The organism is Mesorhizobium sp. WSM4847 (assembly GCF_055811335.1).
In genome coordinates this window covers 343866-360499 of sequence record NZ_JBVVPY010000001.1, presented here as the reverse complement: position 1 = coordinate 360499, position 16634 = coordinate 343866, and the positions used below count along the sequence as shown (strand labels likewise).

17 protein-coding genes are annotated in these 16634 nt (G+C 63.4%); 4 read left to right on the top strand and 13 right to left on the bottom strand.

Annotation, left to right across the window (positions count from 1 at the left end; all coding sequences use genetic code 11):
- Positions 1–8 precede the first annotated feature (8 nt).
- The 3 genes from AC0L28_RS01675 (at position 9) to AC0L28_RS01665 (ending at position 3136) form a co-directional block, all read left to right on the top strand.
- The gene (locus AC0L28_RS01675; protein WP_413468402.1) at positions 9–1196 is read left to right on the top strand and encodes an ABC transporter substrate-binding protein; all 1188 of its coding nucleotides are present in this window, start codon (positions 9–11) and stop codon (positions 1194–1196) included.
- Positions 1197–1265: 69 nt separating this feature from the next.
- Positions 1266–2153 (top strand): branched-chain amino acid ABC transporter permease, encoded by an 888-nt coding sequence (locus AC0L28_RS01670; RefSeq protein WP_027156409.1) that lies wholly within the window; start codon positions 1266–1268, stop codon positions 2151–2153.
- Positions 2153–3136 (top strand): branched-chain amino acid ABC transporter permease, encoded by a 984-nt coding sequence (locus AC0L28_RS01665; protein WP_473475179.1) that lies wholly within the window; start codon positions 2153–2155, stop codon positions 3134–3136. The genes AC0L28_RS01670 and AC0L28_RS01665 overlap by 1 nt, the downstream gene beginning before the upstream one ends.
- 95 nt (positions 3137–3231) lie before the next feature.
- On the opposite strand, the gene AC0L28_RS01660 is transcribed toward AC0L28_RS01665, so the two are convergent.
- From AC0L28_RS01660 to AC0L28_RS01605, 12 genes are all read right to left on the bottom strand, one after another.
- On the bottom strand, positions 3232–4086 hold the full coding sequence (locus tag AC0L28_RS01660) for a PCC domain-containing protein (protein ID WP_473475178.1): 855 nt from the start codon (positions 4084–4086) through the stop codon (positions 3232–3234).
- A 10-nt stretch (positions 4087–4096) separates the two neighbouring features.
- Positions 4097–4855 (bottom strand): SDR family NAD(P)-dependent oxidoreductase, encoded by a 759-nt coding sequence (locus AC0L28_RS01655; RefSeq protein WP_287258359.1) that lies wholly within the window; start codon positions 4853–4855, stop codon positions 4097–4099.
- Between the two features lie 10 nt (positions 4856–4865).
- Positions 4866–6491 carry an acyl-CoA synthetase gene (locus AC0L28_RS01650; RefSeq protein ID WP_473475176.1) on the bottom strand — a complete coding sequence of 542 codons (1626 nt, stop codon included), beginning with the start codon at positions 6489–6491 and terminating at the stop codon, positions 4866–4868.
- Positions 6488–6667, bottom strand: a complete 180-nt coding sequence (locus AC0L28_RS01645) for a hypothetical protein (RefSeq protein WP_128167876.1) — start codon at positions 6665–6667, stop codon at positions 6488–6490. The genes AC0L28_RS01650 and AC0L28_RS01645 overlap by 4 nt, the downstream gene beginning before the upstream one ends.
- Positions 6664–7515, bottom strand: a complete 852-nt coding sequence (locus AC0L28_RS01640) for an IclR family transcriptional regulator (protein ID WP_287172635.1) — start codon at positions 7513–7515, stop codon at positions 6664–6666. Before AC0L28_RS01640 ends, AC0L28_RS01645 begins: the two co-directional genes overlap by 4 nt.
- 8 nt (positions 7516–7523) lie before the next feature.
- Complete coding sequence (locus tag AC0L28_RS01635) at positions 7524–8327, bottom strand: SDR family NAD(P)-dependent oxidoreductase (RefSeq protein WP_287258575.1); 804 nt, start codon at positions 8325–8327, stop codon at positions 7524–7526.
- Positions 8328–8407: 80 nt separating this feature from the next.
- Entirely contained in the window at positions 8408–9424 is a 1017-nt protein-coding gene (locus AC0L28_RS01630; protein ID WP_128167878.1) for a TRAP transporter substrate-binding protein, read from the bottom strand.
- Between the two features lie 29 nt (positions 9425–9453).
- Positions 9454–11298: a TRAP transporter large permease gene (locus tag AC0L28_RS01625; protein WP_031255137.1), complete on the bottom strand. Its 1845-nt coding sequence runs from the start codon at positions 11296–11298 to the stop codon at positions 9454–9456.
- A 291-nt stretch (positions 11299–11589) separates the two neighbouring features.
- A complete protein-coding gene (locus tag AC0L28_RS01620; protein ID WP_473475174.1) occupies positions 11590–13167 on the bottom strand; it encodes an ABC transporter transmembrane domain-containing protein in 1578 nt (525 codons plus the stop codon).
- Positions 13146–14228 (bottom strand): P-loop NTPase family protein, encoded by a 1083-nt coding sequence (locus AC0L28_RS01615; protein WP_287258352.1) that lies wholly within the window; start codon positions 14226–14228, stop codon positions 13146–13148. Before AC0L28_RS01615 ends, AC0L28_RS01620 begins: the two co-directional genes overlap by 22 nt.
- Before the next feature lie 120 nt (positions 14229–14348).
- On the bottom strand, positions 14349–14543 hold the full coding sequence (locus tag AC0L28_RS01610) for a hypothetical protein (RefSeq protein WP_473475406.1): 195 nt from the start codon (positions 14541–14543) through the stop codon (positions 14349–14351).
- A complete protein-coding gene (locus AC0L28_RS01605) occupies positions 14530–14763 on the bottom strand; it encodes an AbrB/MazE/SpoVT family DNA-binding domain-containing protein (RefSeq protein ID WP_287258351.1) in 234 nt (77 codons plus the stop codon). Before AC0L28_RS01605 ends, AC0L28_RS01610 begins: the two co-directional genes overlap by 14 nt.
- A 152-nt stretch (positions 14764–14915) precedes the next feature.
- On the opposite strand from AC0L28_RS01605, the gene AC0L28_RS01600 reads away from it, so the two are divergent.
- Positions 14916–15860, top strand: a complete 945-nt coding sequence (locus AC0L28_RS01600; protein WP_091589922.1) for a lipid kinase — start codon at positions 14916–14918, stop codon at positions 15858–15860.
- Between the two features lie 131 nt (positions 15861–15991).
- On the opposite strand, the gene AC0L28_RS01595 is transcribed toward AC0L28_RS01600, so the two are convergent.
- A complete protein-coding gene (locus AC0L28_RS01595) occupies positions 15992–16246 on the bottom strand; it encodes a hypothetical protein (RefSeq protein ID WP_167366272.1) in 255 nt (84 codons plus the stop codon).
- Positions 16247–16634 lie beyond the last annotated feature (388 nt).

Here is a 16634-nt window from a genome sequence, read left to right as displayed (position 1 = left end):
TGAGAAAAATGGGATTTGTCCTGGCTTCGACGGCGAGCCTGCTGATGGCCGGCGCGGCCTACGCCACAGATGTCAAGATCGGCGTTCTGAATGACCGTTCCGGCATCTATGCAGACATCGCTGGCGAAGGCTCGGTCATCGCGGCCCAGATGGCGGTCGAAGACTTCAAGGCGACGGACAAGGGCATCAATGTGTCGATCGTCTCCGCCGACCACCAGAACAAGCCGGACGTCGGCTCGAACATCGCCCGCCAGTGGTACGACACCGAAAATGTCGATGTGATCGCCGATGTGCCAACCTCCTCGGTGGCGCTCGCCGTCAACGAGATCACCAAGGAGAAGAACAAGATCTTCCTCGCCTCGGGTCCGGCCTCCTCCGACCTCACCGGCAAAGCCTGTTCGCCCAACACCGTCCACTGGACCTACGACACCTGGGCGCTTGCCAACGGCACGGGCTCGGCCATGGTCGCACAGGGCGGCGATAGCTGGTTCTTCGTCACAGCCGACTACGCCTTCGGCCACGCGCTCGAGCGCGATACGACGGCGGTCGTCGAAGCATCGGGCGGCAAGGTTCTCGGCGCCGTCCGTCATCCTTTCCCCGGCCAGGATTTTTCGTCCTTCCTGCTGCAGGCGCAAGGGTCGGGCGCCAAAGTCGTCGGCCTCGCCAATGCCGGCGGCGACACGATCAACGCGGTCAAGCAGGCGTCGGAATTTGGCATCACCCAGGGAGGCCAGGCGCTCGCCGCCCTGCTGATGTTCATCAACGACGTGCATGCGCTTGGCCTCGAAGTGGCGCAAGGCCTCGTGCTCACCAGCGCGTTCTACTGGGACAAGAACGATCAAACGCGGGAGTTCTCTGCCCGTTTCCAGGAGCGGAATGCCGGACAAAAGCCTTCGATGATCGAGGCCGGAGTCTACGCTTCTGTCCTGCATTATCTTAAGGCCGTCGAGGCCGTCGGCGACAAGGATGCGGCCAAGGTGATGGCCAAAATGAAGGAAATGCCGACCGAGGATCCGCTGTTCGGCAAGGGCACCATCCGCGCCGACGGGCGCAAGCTGCACGACATGTATCTGTTCCGCGTCAAGAAGCCGGACCAATCGAAGGCTCCATGGGACTATTTCGAGACGGTAGCCACCATTCCGGCCGACAAGGCGTTCCGCCCGCTCGCCGAAGGCGGCTGTTCGCTCGTCAAGTAAGCGAGCCTCGCCAACGATGCGCCGAACAGCTCGGCGCGTCGTTTTGTCGATAAGTCAGCTGGAGCGACCATGTTCGAACTGCTTGGAATTCCGCCTCAGGTCCTGTTCGGGCAATTGCTGCTCGGGCTGATCAATGGCTCCTTCTATGCGGTTCTGAGCCTCGGGCTGGCGGTCATCTTCGGTCTCCTGAACATCATCAATTTCACGCATGGCGCCCAGTACATGCTGGGCGCCTTCGGCGCATGGATGCTGCTCAACTATCTTGGCGTCGGTTACTGGTGGGCTGTGTTCATCGTCCCGCCGATTGTCGGCGTCACCGGCATCGTGCTTGAGCGCGTCCTGATCCGACGGCTATATCACCTCGACCATCTCTACGGGCTGCTTCTCACATTCGGCCTGGCGCTGATCATCGTCGGCTTCTTCCGCCAGTTTTTCGGCGTATCCGGCCTGCCGTACCCGCCGCCGCCGCTTCTGAACGGCGGGTACAATCTTGGCTTCATGTACCTGCCCAATTCGCGCGCCTGGGTGATCGTGGCTTCCCTCATCGTGTGCCTCGCGACCTGGTTCATCATCGAAAAGACCCGGCTTGGCGCCTATCTCAGGGCTGCGACCGAGAACCCGACCATGGTCGGCGCGTTCGGCATCAACGTGCCGCTGCTGGTCACGCTCACCTATGGTTTCGGCGTCGCACTCGCGGGTTTCGCCGGCGTGCTCGCCGCGCCGATATACGCAGTCAATCCGAACATGGGGGCAGACCTGATCATTGTCGTCTTCGCCGTCGTCGTCATCGGCGGCATGGGCTCGATCCTCGGCTCGATCCTCACCGGCTTCGGGCTTGGGCTGATCGAGGGTTTGACCCGCGTGTTCTATCCGGAAGGCTCGGCCGTGGTAATCTTTGTCATCATGGCGCTCGTGCTGCTGGTCAAGCCCGCAGGTCTGTTTGGACGGAGTGTGTGATGACAACCGACACCAACCCGATCGCCATGGCGGCCATAACGTCGGTCGGCGCCGCGGGCATGCCCCGTCATCACCTTGCGATCTTCGCCGCGCTCTTCATCTTCCTCATCGCCGCGCCATTTCTGCTCTATCCGATCTTTGTCATGAAGGTGCTGTGCTTCGCGCTGTTTGCCTGCGCCTTCAACCTGTTGCTCGGCTTCGGCGGTCTCCTGTCCTTCGGCCACGCGGCCTATTTCGGCATGGCGAGCTACGTCTCGGCCCATGCGGCAAAGGTGTGGGGCCTGACGCCTGAACTTGCCATTATCGCGGGCACGCTGGTGGCAGCCGTGCTCGGTCTCGCCATCGGCTCGCTCGCCATTCGCCGCCACGGCATCTATTTCGCCATGGTGACGCTGGCTTTTGCGCAGATGATCTATTTCTTCTCGCTGCAGGCGGCGTTTACCGGCGGCGAGGACGGCATCCAGGCCGTGCCGCGCGGCCATCTGTTCGGGCTGATCGACCTGCGTTCGAGCGAAGTTCTCTATTTCTTCGTGCTCGCCATCTTCTTCGCCGGCATATTGCTGATCTATCGGATCATCCATTCGCCGTTTGGCCAGGTGTTGAAGGCGATCCGCGAGAACGAGCCGCGCGCGATCTCGCTGGGCTATCGGGTCAACCGCTACAAGCTCGCCGTATTCGTGCTGTCGGCCACGCTCGCCGGCGTCGCCGGCGCAACCAAGGCCATCGTGTTCCAGTTGGCGTCGCTTACCGACGTCTACTGGACGATGTCCGGCGAAGTCGTGCTGATGACGCTGTTGGGCGGCATGGGCACGGTGTTCGGACCGATCGTCGGCGCGGCAGTCATCGTCACGATGCAGAACTACCTCGCCACATTCGGCGACTGGGTCACGATCGGCCAAGGCATCATCTTCGTTGTCGCGGTGCTGTCGTTCCGGGAAGGCGTCGTTGGGGTCCTGGCAAAATGGATGCGAAAACCGCTCTGACCGGGTTGTGAAACCTAAATTTCGGATGATCCTGATCCACGGTCGACCAAGTGGGGCCGCAGCGACACGGCACACAGCGTGGTCAGCATCCTCAACTAGGCAGATTTCTCATCGGATGCGACAACCAGCAGTTCGAACGTCACGCAGACGGGGTTAGCGTCGCGGCGAAGGCGACCTGAGCTTATCAGACCGTCCATGCCGACCAGCGCGATGTGGAGCGTGCAACGACCGGAGCGCACGGCGCCGTCCGTGACGAGAACTTCCGTCGCATAGGAGGAGACCGCCGAGCCGTCGTCGAAATCCGCGCCGACCAGGCTGCCGATGCCCTGGATCGAGGCGTGGTCAAAGCCGTGCCGTCGGCAAAGTGCTTCGATCGCCTGGCCGATATCCTCGTTGGGCCTTACCGTGCAGATGGCGGCGCGGCGGCCGCGGCGCTCACCCAGGAGCGGAGCCCTGATCGGCGCGAAAAGGCGAAAATTCGTCTCGGCGTCGTCGCGCACGTCGAACAGCGCGCCCTCGATACCCCAGGCGGTGACCTCAACCGGCTCCGCCAAGCGCGAGTCGAGCGGCAGGAGATGGCCCATGCGGCGCACGCCGTCGGGGGTGCGCCAGATGCCATGGCAATGAAAAAATGCCCGCTCGTCGCGCCGGCCGGCGACGAGGCCCGCATCCTCGATGACCGTTATGCCTTCCGGTGCGAATGTATCGCTGTACCACGCGGCGTGCGTGCCATCTGGAGAGGCGGCGGGGACGACGTAGCGCATTGGGTCAACCCGCGCGTTGCGCAGGCGGATATATCCGCTGCTGAATCCGGCGACAGCGAGGGCCTGCGCCACGGCGTCATTGATCGAGCTGCCGGCTTCAAGCCGCAGCGTCAGCGGCTCTGCGGCGCAGGGCATCGCTGCGAAACGTTCCGATGCGATCGGACCGGGATGGCGGATGCTGCGCATCGGAGCCATCTCAGGCGACAAGGCCGGTATGGATGAAGCCGCCATCGACGGCGAGAATCTGGCCGTTGATGTAGCTGGCCTCGTCTGAAATCAGGAAAGCCACCGCTCCCGCGATCTCGCGCGGCGTGCCGTAGCGGCGCTGCGGCACGCGCTCCAACCACTGCCGACGAACATCCTCGGTGTGGACAGCCTGCGTCAACGGCGTTTCGATCGGCCCGGGTGCGACGGCGTTGACGCGGATGCCATCAACGCCGAGCTCATTGGCCATGACGAGCGTGAGCAGATTCTGACCGCCCTTCGATGCGCCGTAGGCGCTGCGGCCCTTGTTGCCGCAAAGACCAGAAACAGAGGTGATATTGACAATCGCCCCCGGCAGCTCCCGTTCAAGCCAGTAGCGCGCCGCAGCCCGCGAGACAATGAACGTTCCGGTGAGGTTCACGTCGACAATCCGGCGGAAATCCTCGACGCTGGTCTCGACCGACGGCCGGTCCATCGCTATGCCGGCGCAGTTCACGACCGCGGCGAGGCTGTGCGCGGCGGTGATCCGGCCGATGGCCTCGTCGACAGCCGCTTCGTCGACGACGTTGCAGACGATGCCGCGTTCCTCGCTGAGGCCGAGATCCGTGCAGGCCGAACCCAGCGCTGGCGCGGCGAGGTCGAGGAGGAAGACCTCGAAGCGGCGCTCGGTCAGCAGGCGCGCCGTCTCAAGGCCGATGCCCGATGCGCCGCCGGTGATCGCCACGGCGCGGCCTTGGTGGCTGCTGTTCATCGCCTGCTCCTTATGCCGAGAGCTTCGGCTCGGACGGTCCCAACTCGCCGCGGCGCTCCAGCTCTTCGCGAATCAACTTCTTGGCGATCTTGCCATAGGCCGATTTGGGCATCGTCTCCCACCACACGAAGCGCTTGGGCATCTTGTAGCGGGCGAGCTTGCCTTCCAGCCAGCGCTCAATCGCGATGGTTTCGCGCACAACGCCGGCGCGGGCGACGCAAACCGCGACGCCGACCTCGCCCCAGACGGGATCGGGAATGCCGAGAACGGCGGCTTCGCTGATGTCGGGATGGAGCAGGATCTTCTCCTCGATCTCGCGCGGATAGATGTTGGAGCCGCCGGAGATGTACATGTCGGACGAGCGGCCGGTGATGTAGACGAAGCCGTCCTCGGACATGTGGCCCAGATCGCCGGTGCGGAACCAGCCGTTGCGGAACGCTGCGGCGTTGGCTTGCGGGTTGTCGTAATAGCCGGCGAAGACTGCAGGCCCGATCACGCAGATTTCGCCGGTTTCGCCCGGCGAGACGGCATTGCCGGCGTCGTCCTGGATCTCGACCTGCATGGCTGTGCGCTCGAAACCGCAGGTTCCGATGCGCGCTTGCGGGCCATCCTCGACGGAATGATAGGAAGGAGGCTGCACAGTGATATTGCCCGTGACTTCCCCCAGGCCAAAATACTGGACCAGAACCGGCCCGAGCTTCTCGAGCGCCCGCTTCTGGTCGGCGCGGTACATCGGCGCACCGGCATAGATGACATAGCGCAACGAGGAATGGTCGAACCGGTCGACGCTGTCGTCCTCGACCAGCATCTTGAGGATGGTCGGCACGGTGAAGGCGTTGGTCACCCGCCATTCTTCGACCAGCGCCCAGACCGTCGGCACGTCGAGCTTGTCGGTTGGCAGCAGGATAGACTTGGCGCCGTGCGCCACCTGCACGAGTTGATGAATGCCGGCCCCATGCGACAGCGGCGCCACCACGATCGAGGCGTCGTCGCGCGTCGTGGCGGGCATCAGGTCGCACAAATGATTGGTGATGACAAAGCCCATCTGGCCATGCGTGAGCACGGCGGCCTTTGGCCGGCCGGTCGTGCCGGAGGTGAAGAAGAACCAGCAGGGATCGTCGCGATCGACGGCGACGCTGGCAACGGTCCGGCCCGCAAAACGGGCGGCGACGGCGTCGTAGTCATCGTCGAAGTCGGCCGCGCCGATCGACAGGACGAAGTCGATCCCGGGGGCTGTTTCCCGGCAGGCAGCAGCATGAGCCGGGAAGCCCGCGCCGCAGATCAGGCCACGCGCGCCGCTCGCCTTGGCGAGGTAGGCGACTTCGTCCGGCGACTGGCGGTAGTTCGCCGGCACCCAGACGGCCCCGAGCCGGAAGCAGGCGAACATAGATTCGAACATCTGATTGCAATTGGCCGACTGGACGAGGATTCGATCGCCCTTTGTCACGCCGAACGCGTCGCGGAGTGCAGCGGCCATCGCGTTGACGCGCGCTTCCATCTCGCGCCATGTCCACTGCCGCTCGCGCCAGACGAAGCCAATATCGTGCGGATTGCGGCGTGCCGCCTGGGTCAAAAAATGCGAGAGGTTCATGACGCGCGTGGAGGAAGGCGTCACGCCGCCTGCAGCCATGGTCATGACTTCGCGCGCTCCAGCGAAGACACGTAGACGAAGATGGCGGCGACGTCGCAGGGCTCGACACCGGCATGAGCAAGCGTGGACGCCGCTGCCGTCGCCATCAACTGCCCGGTGTTTTCCAATTCCGACTTTCCTAACGCGGAATGCGCCCGTCCGTCGGTGTGAGCCTCCGTCATTGTGACAACCTCCTGGTGCGCGGCTTTAAAGTGGGGTGCTCGCGCATATGCGCGCGCGAGGCGAACATCTGGGCAAGCCGTTCCTCGACGCGCTTTGCCTCCAGCATGAGATATCCGACGAGTTCGATTTGCCTCGCCGGCTGCATCCGGCTGTCGATCGCCGCGATCGACAGCGCGCCGACTGGCCGTGCGTCGGCGCTGCGAAGCGCAACCCCAACGCCCCAGGAATTGGCGACGATGCGGCCGGGATTGAGCGAATAGCCGTTGGCGCGCGTCGTCTCTACATCGCGCCGGATCTGCTCGACCGGCAGCATTGGGTAGTCGGATTTGAGCACCGCGTCGTTGGCGGCAAGCACCGCTTCCACTTCCTCGTCGGGGAGTGCGGCGAGCATGGCGAGCGAGCCGGCGCCGACGCCCAGTGGATGCTCGAAGCCGGCCTGCAGCGCGTGGGTCCTGACCGGATAGGTCCCCTCCTCGCGATAGAGGCAGACTGAGTATGTGTCGCGGCGGACCGAGAGGAAGCTGGCATCCTCAGTCTTCTTCGAAAGGCGCAGCAGACTTTCCATCGAGACCTGAAGCAGGCCGAAACGTCGCGAGGCGAGGCTGCCCAGCACGTAGGCCTCCTCGCCGAGATAATAGCGCCGCGTCGTCTCGTCCTGCTCGATCATTCCCGCGCGCATCAGCGCCAGCAGCAGGCGGCGCGTTGTCGGCTTGTTGAGCCCACTTTCCTCGACGATATCGGAGAGCGAAACACCGCGGTCGGCGTGCCGGCCGACCATCGAAAGAAGGCTGAGCGCCCGGTCGACGCTCTGCGAGCCGGTCTGATCGCGGTCTGGGGGCGGCGCCATGTCCATGGTCAGCGGAGCTCGCAGACGGCGCAGCTTTGGCCGCCATCGACAGGCAGGCAAACGCCGGTGACGAAGCGCGCCTCCTCGGAGGCAAGAAACACGGCCGCCGCAGCGACGTCCCACGCTGTTCCCATCCTGCCCATCGGCACCATGGCGTTGCGGGCGGCCACCATCTCGTCAGCCGAGCCGTATTGGCTGGAAATCTGCTGATAGATCATCGGCGTGTCGATCAGGCCCGGCATGATGCAGTTGGCGCGAATACCTTGCCGGGCATATTGCATGGCCAGCGCCACAGTGGCCTGGTTCACCGCGGCCTTGGCCGCATAATAGGCGAAATAGGGATAACCGACGTAGCGTATCGCGGCGAGTGACGAGATATTGACGATCGCACCGCCGCCGCCCTTGAGCATATGCGGCAACACCGCCTTGGCGGTGCGGTAGACCGATCCGATATTGAGATCGAGGGCGGCCTGGAACGCGTCCTCATCGAGTTCAATGGGACCGCCCATTTGGGTCACGCCCACGTTGTTGTGCAGGATGTCGATGGCGCCGAACGCCTCCATTGCCGCCGCTGCTGCCAGTTCGACTGAGGCCAGATTGGTCACGTCGGCCGACAACGCGATCGCCTGGTTGCCTTCGTCGCGGATGATTTCAGCGGTTTCAGCGGCGGCCGCCGCAGCGAGATCGACGCAGGCGACGCGCGCGCCTTCGCGCGCGAAGGCGACCGCGGCTGCCTTGCCGTTGCCCCAGCCGGGTCCGGACGACCCGGCGCCAAAGACGATTGCGGATTTTCCCCTGAGCCGGTCGACCACCATGGAATTCCTTACAAAAATCGCGGCAGTTATCGGGCGGTTGAGCCACATGCCCTGCCCGCCCGGGAACTGCCCTGCGCTCAGGTCAGGCTGGCGCCAACAGCCTTTTCCAGGATGGCCCAGGCTTCGTCGCCGTACTTGCCCTTCCACTCGGAGTAGAAGCCGGCGTCCTTCAGCGTCTGCCGGAACGGGGCCGCATCCGGATGGTTGATCTTCATGCCCTTGGCGGCGAGCTCCTGCTCAAGCGTGGCATTGAGCTTGGCGACGTCCTCGCGCTCCTTCACGCCGGCCTCGTTGAGGTTCCTGGCGACGATCTCGCGCATGTCCTGCGGCATCGCCTCCCAGGCCCGCTTGTTGGCGAGGAACCAGAAGCCGTCCCACATGTGGTTGGTGACCGAGCAGAACTGCTGCACCTCGTAGAGCTTGGCCGTCGAGATGATGGCGAACGGGTTTTCCTGCCCGTCGACAATCTTCGTCTGCAGCGCCGAATACACTTCGGCGAAGTTGATGCTGGCCGGCGCCGACTTGAAGGCGGTGAACATCGAGGTCCAGAGCGGGCTGACCGGGACGCGAATCTTGAAGCCTTCGAGGTTAGCGGGCGTCTCGATCGGGCCGACGGAACTGGTGATCTGGCGAAAGCCGTTGTCCCAGATCTTTTCCATGACGACCAGGTTCGATTTCTCGATCTCGCCGCGCACATATTTGCCGAGGTCGCCATCCATCGCCGCCCACACGGCGTCGTAGTCCGAGAAGGCAAAGCCGATGCCGCTGATCGAGGCATTGGCGACGAGCGTGGAGAGGATCAGCGGCGACAGCGTAAAGAATTCGACGCCGCCCGAGCGCACCTGGCTCAGCATGTCGGTGTCGGCGCCGAGCTGGTTGCTGGGGAATATCTGGATGGCGACGCGGCCGCCGGTCTCCTCGCGGATCTTCTCGACGGCATCCTGCGCGCGCAGGTTCATCGGGTGGGTGAGCGGCAGGTTGTTGGCGTATTTGTAGTTGAACTCCGCCGCCTGCGCCCCGGCGTAGCGGATGGTGCTCACGAGCGGGATGGATGCGGCTGCGCCTATCATCAAGCTGCGGCGGGTGATGGTCATCGTGTTTCCTCCTGGTTGAATCCGAGTGGTTAGAGATAGGCTACCGACAGCGCCGGGACGGCGGCGATCAGCAACAGGCCGGCAAGCAACGCACCGAGGTAGGGCCAGATGGCGCTCATAGCCTCGTCGGGCGAGACGTCGCCGATCTTGCAGGCGATGTAGAAGCCGATGCCGATAGGTGGCGCCATGAGTCCAATGTTCATCGCCGTCACGACGACCATCGAATAGTGCACGTCGTTGATACCCAGCCGAGCGGCGATCGGAAACATGATCGGCGCCATCAGAACGATCGCTGGCAGACCTTCAAGGACGCAGCCGAGAACCATGAAGACGGCGATGGTGACGAGCATGAAGGAGAACCAGCCTCCCGGCAGGTCGGTCATGTAGATGGCCAGTTGGTTGGCGAAGCCGGTTTGCGTCAGCGCCCAGGCCATTGCCGAGGCGGTGCCGAGAATGAGCAGGATGGCGCCGGACAGCGCCGCCGTCTCGACCAGCATGGCGTAGAATTTCTTGGCGCCGATGCCGCCATAAAACAAGGCGCCGATGACCAGCGCATAGAGCACGGCGATTGTGGAAACCTCGGTGGCGGTGGCGACGCCGCCGCCGACGGCGCCGCGGATCAGGAAGGGAAGCACCAGTGCGGGGGCGGAGACGAGCAGCGTCTTCCAGACGAGCGAGAACGGAGCGCGATGTACGCCTTCCATGCTTTCGCCCGAAGCCTTCCAGCGCGCGAGCACCGCAAGGACGAGCAACAGAACCACGGCGATGACGAAGCCGCTGGTGAAAAGCGCGGCGATCGAAACGCCGGCGACCGAGCCGAGCACAATCAGCACGATCGATGGCGGCACCGTATCGGCCATCGCAGCGCCGGTTGCGAGCAACGCGATCATCTCCTTGGGCTTGTGGCCGCGCCGCTTCATTTCGGGGAAAAGTGCCGGAGCGACAGTCGCCATGTCGGAAACCTTCGAACCGGAAATGCCCGAGACCAGGAACATCGAGCCCAGCAGCACGTAAGACATGCCGGCCTTCACATGGCCGAGCAGCGACGCCATGAATTCGACGATCGCCTTGCCCATGCCTGTCGCGTCGAGCACACAGCCGAGCAGGACGAAGATCGGCACCGACAGCAGGATGAGGCTCGACATCCCCTCGTCGATGCGGCCGACAAGCACGATCATCGGCACGTGCGTGCTGAAGGCGATGAAGGCGATCGTGCCGACGCCGAAACAGAAAGCGATCGGCACACCGAGCAGAAGGCAGACCGCCACCACGCCGACGAGAAAGATGACGATGTTGGCGTAGCCGAGCGTGAGGAACAATGGCGAAAGCAGCCAGCCGACCACGGCCAGTGCGGCAATCACTGCGACAGCGGCGGCCAGGTTGGCGAGCGTCGCTGCGCGGATCGCGTGGCCCACGGCGATAACCGACATCAATGCCAGCCCGGCGACAATTGCCGAGGCGCGGAAGCTCATCGGAATGTTGAGCGCTGCCGAGGTGACGTACCACTCTTCCTGTACATACTGGCTTGCCGGCACGATCAGCGCGAGCAGCACCGTCGCCACGACGAGCAAAGCGAGGGCGTCCACGAAGTGGCGGCCGCGCTCGGGGATCAGGTTGAGGAAGATGGTAAGACGCAGATGCTCGTTGCGGTCGATGGCGATCGCCGAGCCGAGCATGGCGAGCCAGAGAAAGGAGATGGAGGCGGCCTCATCGATCCAGACGATCGGCAGCGATAGCACGTAGCGCGAGATGACGCCGGCGAGCAGCAGACCGATGACGAAGACGAGCAGGATCGAGGCCACCGCCTCGACCGGCCACATCAGCCGTGACCCTGGCCGCGCATCCAGCACCTCGGCCGGCGTATCGATGATCATCGTGTTGTTGCTGGCGGCTGCCATGCTTCAAGCTCCTCCGCTCGGACCAGGCAACAACGCCTGCTCACGCCGAAATCGGGAACGAGGCGATCTCCTCCCGCTCATTCCAGATTTTCGCACACAGGTCTATATCATGGACCAATTATTTCGCATAACCGATTTTTGCCATGCACTCGGCTGTATATCAGCGACTTGCGGCGAAAACGCGATCCATATTGTGGATCGATGTCGCTAGTCGCGACTATTTATGGTTGCAACAAGACATGTGGCAGCGCCGAGGCAATCTCCCGATCACTCGCAATCGAGAAGCCAGGTATCATCGAATTCCATGCCCGCAGTGGCTGCTTCGCACGAGACGATCACTGTCGTTTGCGCGGCACGCGCGTGTGCAAGAACGGCCGCAAGCAAGTCCCGGTCCTTGCAGACATCGATGTCGTCGATAAGGAGCACGGCCGCTGATCGAACCAGCGCTCGTGCGGCACGGATCCGGGCGGCCTGCATGGCACTGATTTGAGGGGGCTCCAGTCTCTGGCCGCTGTCTGGCGGTCCATCGACTGCCAGGCCGCACAGCGAGGCCGTGGCGATTATCTCTTCCTGCGGGGTCGCTGAGGGCGCTCCCAGGGCTATATTGTCGACCATTGTAGCCCGCACCAACGGGATCGCCGGCGACAAAAGGGTGATTGCCCGCCGCCGGTCGCGCCGCGAAATCTTGTCGACAGGAATGTCATCGAGGAAAATCGCCAGGCCGCTGTTTTCCTCAAAACCTGCGATGCTGGAAAAAAGCGCGCTGCGTGCTTCAGGCGTATCACCGCCAAGCAGGATCGAGGCGCCGGGCGCGGCATCCAGCACTTTTGACGGCGTGCCGTTTCGGCAATGAAATTCGATGCGCAGCCGCCGGCCTGACGTCGAGCGCGGCAGGGGAACTGGATTCACAGCATCCGCAAGCACCGGCCTTGCCAGGATGGAGGCAATCCGGCGGCGGGACTCGACATAGGCAAGCCGATAATCGGCGGCGCGAGCGAGGTCGGAAAGCTGGCCAACCGTCAGTCCGGCGAGGAGCAATAGCGTGCTGAGATCGCCAACCAGCATCGCCGGGCGGCCCGAAAACGCATAGGCCACGAGAATGACGACGATCACGGGCATGACGAAGTCGCTGGACGCGCGCGCAGCCCCCGACCACCCTGCCCGGCGAACGAGCCACATGTTGAGCGCTTCCGACATCCGGTCGATCTTGCGTGTGGACGTTCCGCTTTTGCCGAAATGGGCAAACGCCGCCCGGGCGGCAACGATGTCGCCGAGACGACCGGCAAGCCGTCCCCGCCTCCGCCGGCTTTCGCGGATGGCCCGGTGAAGAAACGGCAGGGCAACAAGACAGACGATCGACCAGGCAAGAACGCCGCAAAGCAGGAACGGCGCAACCCCTGGGGCAAGCCAGAAGGCGCCAACCACGATGAGAACGACGGAAGGACCCGCAACAAAGAGGGAAGCCACGCCGTCGGCCAGCCAGGATCTGATGGCGGAGAGGTCGGTGACGAGGCGGGTCATTACCAGGCCGAGACCGGTCCGGCCGGCGCCAGGCGGCAACGCGAAGAGTTGCTCGACCAGCAGTCTGCGGACCTCGCGCACATAGTCCAGTGCAAAAGCTGCCCCCTGTCGGCGCTGCATCACCCCGAGTGCGAAGAGGGCGATGCCGAGCGAAAGGCTGGCCACGATCAGCCTGCCCTGCCCGAGCGGCTGCGGTTCCCCGGAAACCGCCGCACCGACGATGGCGACAAGAGCGAGCGACGTGGCGGCCTTGGCAAAGCCGATGGCGACAAGAACCGCAAGGGCGACCAGTCGCGTGCCGATCAGGATTCCTGGTAGAGGCATTGTGCACCTCCAGCGATCACCATCAGGCGCGGGTTCAACATCCCTGAGACTATGCTTGCCGCGGTCGCCGGATCGGTGAGTTCCTTGACGCCATAGACAAGGACGTTGGCAGCGCCTGCTTCCCGGCGCGCCAGCGGCGAGCAGGTCAGGACCCCGCTGAGCCCGAGCACGTCGTATCCAAGCTCGCGCAGCCTTTCGCAGCCCGCCACCGCCCCCATCGCATCGCCTGCGGCAAACAGCACGCCGCCGGTCAGCTCGCAGAATTTCGGGGACTTTGCCAGCGCGGCCGTCTCGGACTGGAATAGCCCATCCGCGACCTCCAGAACCGCGATCTCCGCCCCGGTGGCGGCAAGAGAATGCAGCAAATGCTGCGCGCCCTCGACGATGGCATCGATTGGGGCAAGATAGGTCGTGGCAAAGCCGGCATCAGTAAAATCAAGAGCGGCGCATGCTCCGGCATCCATCATCGACCAGAGATCATTGCCGGCTCCGGTTCCGGTCACCTTTGCCGCACCAACTGCGAAACCTGCCCTGGTCAAACCACGCACGAGGCTTGCAGCTGTTGTCGTCTTGCCCGAATTCATCGACGTTCCGAAGACAACGATTGTCGGCGGGGTGAGCCGCACCGGCTGCGGCGCGACCGCAAAGTCTGCAACGTTCAGAACGCGGCCGCATGAGTTGGTGACGAGGCCGAGCGGCACGATCGCAGTCGGAGACATGGTCTTGTCGTGCCATGCCAACGCCCGCGAAGCCACTCCGCCTGCCGCCACCATATGGCACGGTCCGAGATCTGCCGGAACGATCGCCTCGAACTGATCAGGGGCGTAGCGGTTGCCGTAGGCCAGGACGACTTCGTCCGTCGCGGCAAGTGCCGCCTTGCGTCCCGAGGGCAGCTCGACCGACTTGTGGTGACCGAGCGCCTCGATCCGCGCGAGCACCAGGTCGCCTGCCTTCGGTTCGGCGGGAGGCGAAAGCAGCATCCGCATGCGCTCAGTGGGAATTCGGCGGGTCGTGAAAGCCCGCTTGGCCTTCGCGATGCGTTCGCAGTCAAGAATTTCCATTGTGGTCTCTCCGGTCACCAAGGGGGCTGTTACCTGGGGGAGAACGCGGTCGATCCAGGATTATTCTCGGTGGAGTTGCAATTCTTTTCGCCACGATGGCGTAGACCCAAGCCGCGGGGACTACGCACACGCCGCGCGAAGCAGCGGACGAGAAACAGGCGTGCGGTCATAGCGGACGGCAAAATCGGCATAGACCGCATCGTTGATCAGCAACGGCCCATTGAGGCTTGCCGCCTCAAGCCGGACGATCGACCAATCCGCCCAGTTCGCATCGTCCGTTACAGGATCGAGCCGACCAGCGTCACGCGTCGCCACGCGTCAGCGCCAGGATCGCGTCGGTGTCGAGGCCCTTGCCGGCATGGCCGCGCAATTTCGCAAAGCGGCTCGCGGGCTGCTTCATGTCACTACGCACAATCACCACATTGCCGTCATCGGTGCGGCGGAAATCAACCTTGCTGCCCGGAACGATCCCGAGCAGGTCCCGGACCGGCTTCGGGATGGTCACCTGTCCTTTGGCTGTGACTGTGTTGGTCATGTCGCACCTTGGTAGTACCCATTTTCGGTAGTATTATGTGGACCGAATTTCAACCTCCACAAGCGGCTGCCGAAGCCGTGATTTTGTGGCTTGTTTCGCCGGGCGCGCCTGTCGACGTCGTAATCCGCAGCCACGCACCCTATCTACGCCGCATGAATGACATCACGAACAGACGCGCGCTTCTACTCATCAATCCAAAGGCACGACGCGGGCAGGAATCTCTCGCACCGGTCGTCGAGCGGCTGGAAGCCGGAGGGCTCCGCGTCAGCGTCGAGACATTTGAGGCACTGCCCGAGATAGCACGCGACATCGTGCGCCTTCGCCATAGGGCCGATCTTGTGATCGTGTGCGGCGGCGATGGCTCGGTGTCCTCGGCGGCGGTCGCGGTCATGGAAAGCGGGCTGCCGATGGGCATCATTCCGATGGGGACGGCGAACGATCTGGCGCGCACCCTCGAAATACCGTTGGATCTTGGGAAGGCGGCCGACGTGATAGTAGAGGGCGGACGACGTCTGATCGATATCGGGACCGTCAATGGCCACGCTTTCTTCAACGTCGCGAGCATCGGCCTCAGCACCGATCTTGCCCAGGGGCTGGATCCGGCGCTGAAAAAGCGTTTCGGCAGGTTTGGCTATGCCCTGGCGGCCATGAAAGTGTTGACCAAGGCCCGCCACTTTGAAGCAAGGATTACCGAAAAGGGCGCAACGACCGAAGTCGAGACTTACCAGATAGCGGTCGGCAACGGCCGCCACTATGGCGGCGGCAACGTCGTCGAGGAGACGGCGGAGATCGATGACGGCCATCTCGACCTGTACAGCCTGGAAATGACGAATCTCTGGAAGATGGCGCTCTTGTTGCGCTCGTTCCGCTCGGGCACGCACGGCGCCTGGAGCGAGGTTCGCACGGCCAGATGCGTCGAGTTCGACATCGAGACGAAAAGGCCGATGCCGGTGAACACTGACGGTGAGATCGTCACCTCGACCCCGGCGCATTTCAAGGTCCACCCGAAGGCGATTTCGGTGTTCGCGCCTGCCGCTGCGCGCATACAGCCCCGCACAAAGGTGCTTGGTGACGCGGTCAGCGCAAACAGCGGCTAGACTGGCGATCAAGCGCGCGTCGAACAAACCCAATCGCCCGCGGTCATCTCTCGATCAGAAGTCGGCGCCCATGGAAGAACGCCGCGGGCTGATCGGGCAACAGCAACATAGCCTTCCGGGCATGTCTTCGATCATTGCTTGACGAACGCGCCCGTGTAGGTCTGGCCGGCAAGCCTGACGGTTCCCGCCAGGGTTCTGTCGGGCCGCATGACAAAACTGACGTCTGCGCCACTCGGCAGGCGCTCAAGCTTCAACGTAGTCCCCACAATTTTTCCAGTGCCGGCGGCCTCTCCCGGATGGTTGTCGCCCAGAGTTCCCCACGCATAGGTGACCGTCACCTTTCCATTGGAAGAAATCGTCTGAACAGCAAGTTTGGCGTCATACATCCCCTCCAATCGTCCGGCCCATAGACCCGAAAAAGCAGCATATTTTGTCGGGACGGTCTTGGCAGGCGGAGTGACCGCCACGGATTGATCAATAATTGCCGAGCCGGAAGGAACAGCGGCAGGATCCGAGGCGGTTTGGGCAGGGATGGGTCCAGGTCCTAACGCAGGTTCGACAGTGGGTCGCGGCGTTTCAGGCGCCGATTGGCACGCGGTTATGGCAAGCGCCGCGAAGCCAAGCATTGCGTTGCACATTCGACGTGCCATCATCTGGTGCCCCGGCCATCTCTGAATCTAGCGCAGGCTAACCTTATCGCGCGTTTTCATGACCTCTGTCTACCCAGGGTATCTCGTACGACAGTGGCTCGTCGAAGGACGTGCGGTGGTCGTG

What these genes read in the sequence shown, in the direction of transcription:
- AC0L28_RS01675 (WP_413468402.1), top strand. Translation starts at nt 9, where the DNA reads ATGGGATTTGTCCTGGCTTCGACGGCGAGCCTGCTGATGGCCGGCGCG.
- AC0L28_RS01670 (WP_027156409.1), top strand. Translation starts at nt 1,266, where the DNA reads ATGTTCGAACTGCTTGGAATTCCGCCTCAGGTCCTGTTCGGGCAATTG.
- AC0L28_RS01665 (WP_473475179.1), top strand. Translation starts at nt 2,153, where the DNA reads ATGACAACCGACACCAACCCGATCGCCATGGCGGCCATAACGTCGGTC.
- AC0L28_RS01660 (WP_473475178.1), bottom strand. Translation starts at nt 4,086, where the DNA reads ATGCGCAGCATCCGCCATCCCGGTCCGATCGCATCGGAACGTTTCGCA.
- AC0L28_RS01655 (WP_287258359.1), bottom strand. Translation starts at nt 4,855, where the DNA reads ATGAACAGCAGCCACCAAGGCCGCGCCGTGGCGATCACCGGCGGCGCA.
- AC0L28_RS01650 (WP_473475176.1), bottom strand. Translation starts at nt 6,491, where the DNA reads ATGACCATGGCTGCAGGCGGCGTGACGCCTTCCTCCACGCGCGTCATG.
- AC0L28_RS01645 (WP_128167876.1), bottom strand. Translation starts at nt 6,667, where the DNA reads ATGACGGAGGCTCACACCGACGGACGGGCGCATTCCGCGTTAGGAAAG.
- AC0L28_RS01640 (WP_287172635.1), bottom strand. Translation starts at nt 7,515, where the DNA reads ATGGCGCCGCCCCCAGACCGCGATCAGACCGGCTCGCAGAGCGTCGAC.
- AC0L28_RS01630 (WP_128167878.1), bottom strand. Translation starts at nt 9,424, where the DNA reads ATGACCATCACCCGCCGCAGCTTGATGATAGGCGCAGCCGCATCCATC.
- AC0L28_RS01625 (WP_031255137.1), bottom strand. Translation starts at nt 11,298, where the DNA reads ATGATCATCGATACGCCGGCCGAGGTGCTGGATGCGCGGCCAGGGTCA.
- AC0L28_RS01620 (WP_473475174.1), bottom strand. Translation starts at nt 13,167, where the DNA reads ATGCCTCTACCAGGAATCCTGATCGGCACGCGACTGGTCGCCCTTGCG.
- AC0L28_RS01615 (WP_287258352.1), bottom strand. Translation starts at nt 14,228, where the DNA reads ATGGAAATTCTTGACTGCGAACGCATCGCGAAGGCCAAGCGGGCTTTC.
- AC0L28_RS01605 (WP_287258351.1), bottom strand. Translation starts at nt 14,763, where the DNA reads ATGACCAACACAGTCACAGCCAAAGGACAGGTGACCATCCCGAAGCCG.
- AC0L28_RS01600 (WP_091589922.1), top strand. Translation starts at nt 14,916, where the DNA reads ATGAATGACATCACGAACAGACGCGCGCTTCTACTCATCAATCCAAAG.
- AC0L28_RS01595 (WP_167366272.1), bottom strand. Translation starts at nt 16,246, where the DNA reads ATGTATGACGCCAAACTTGCTGTTCAGACGATTTCTTCCAATGGAAAG.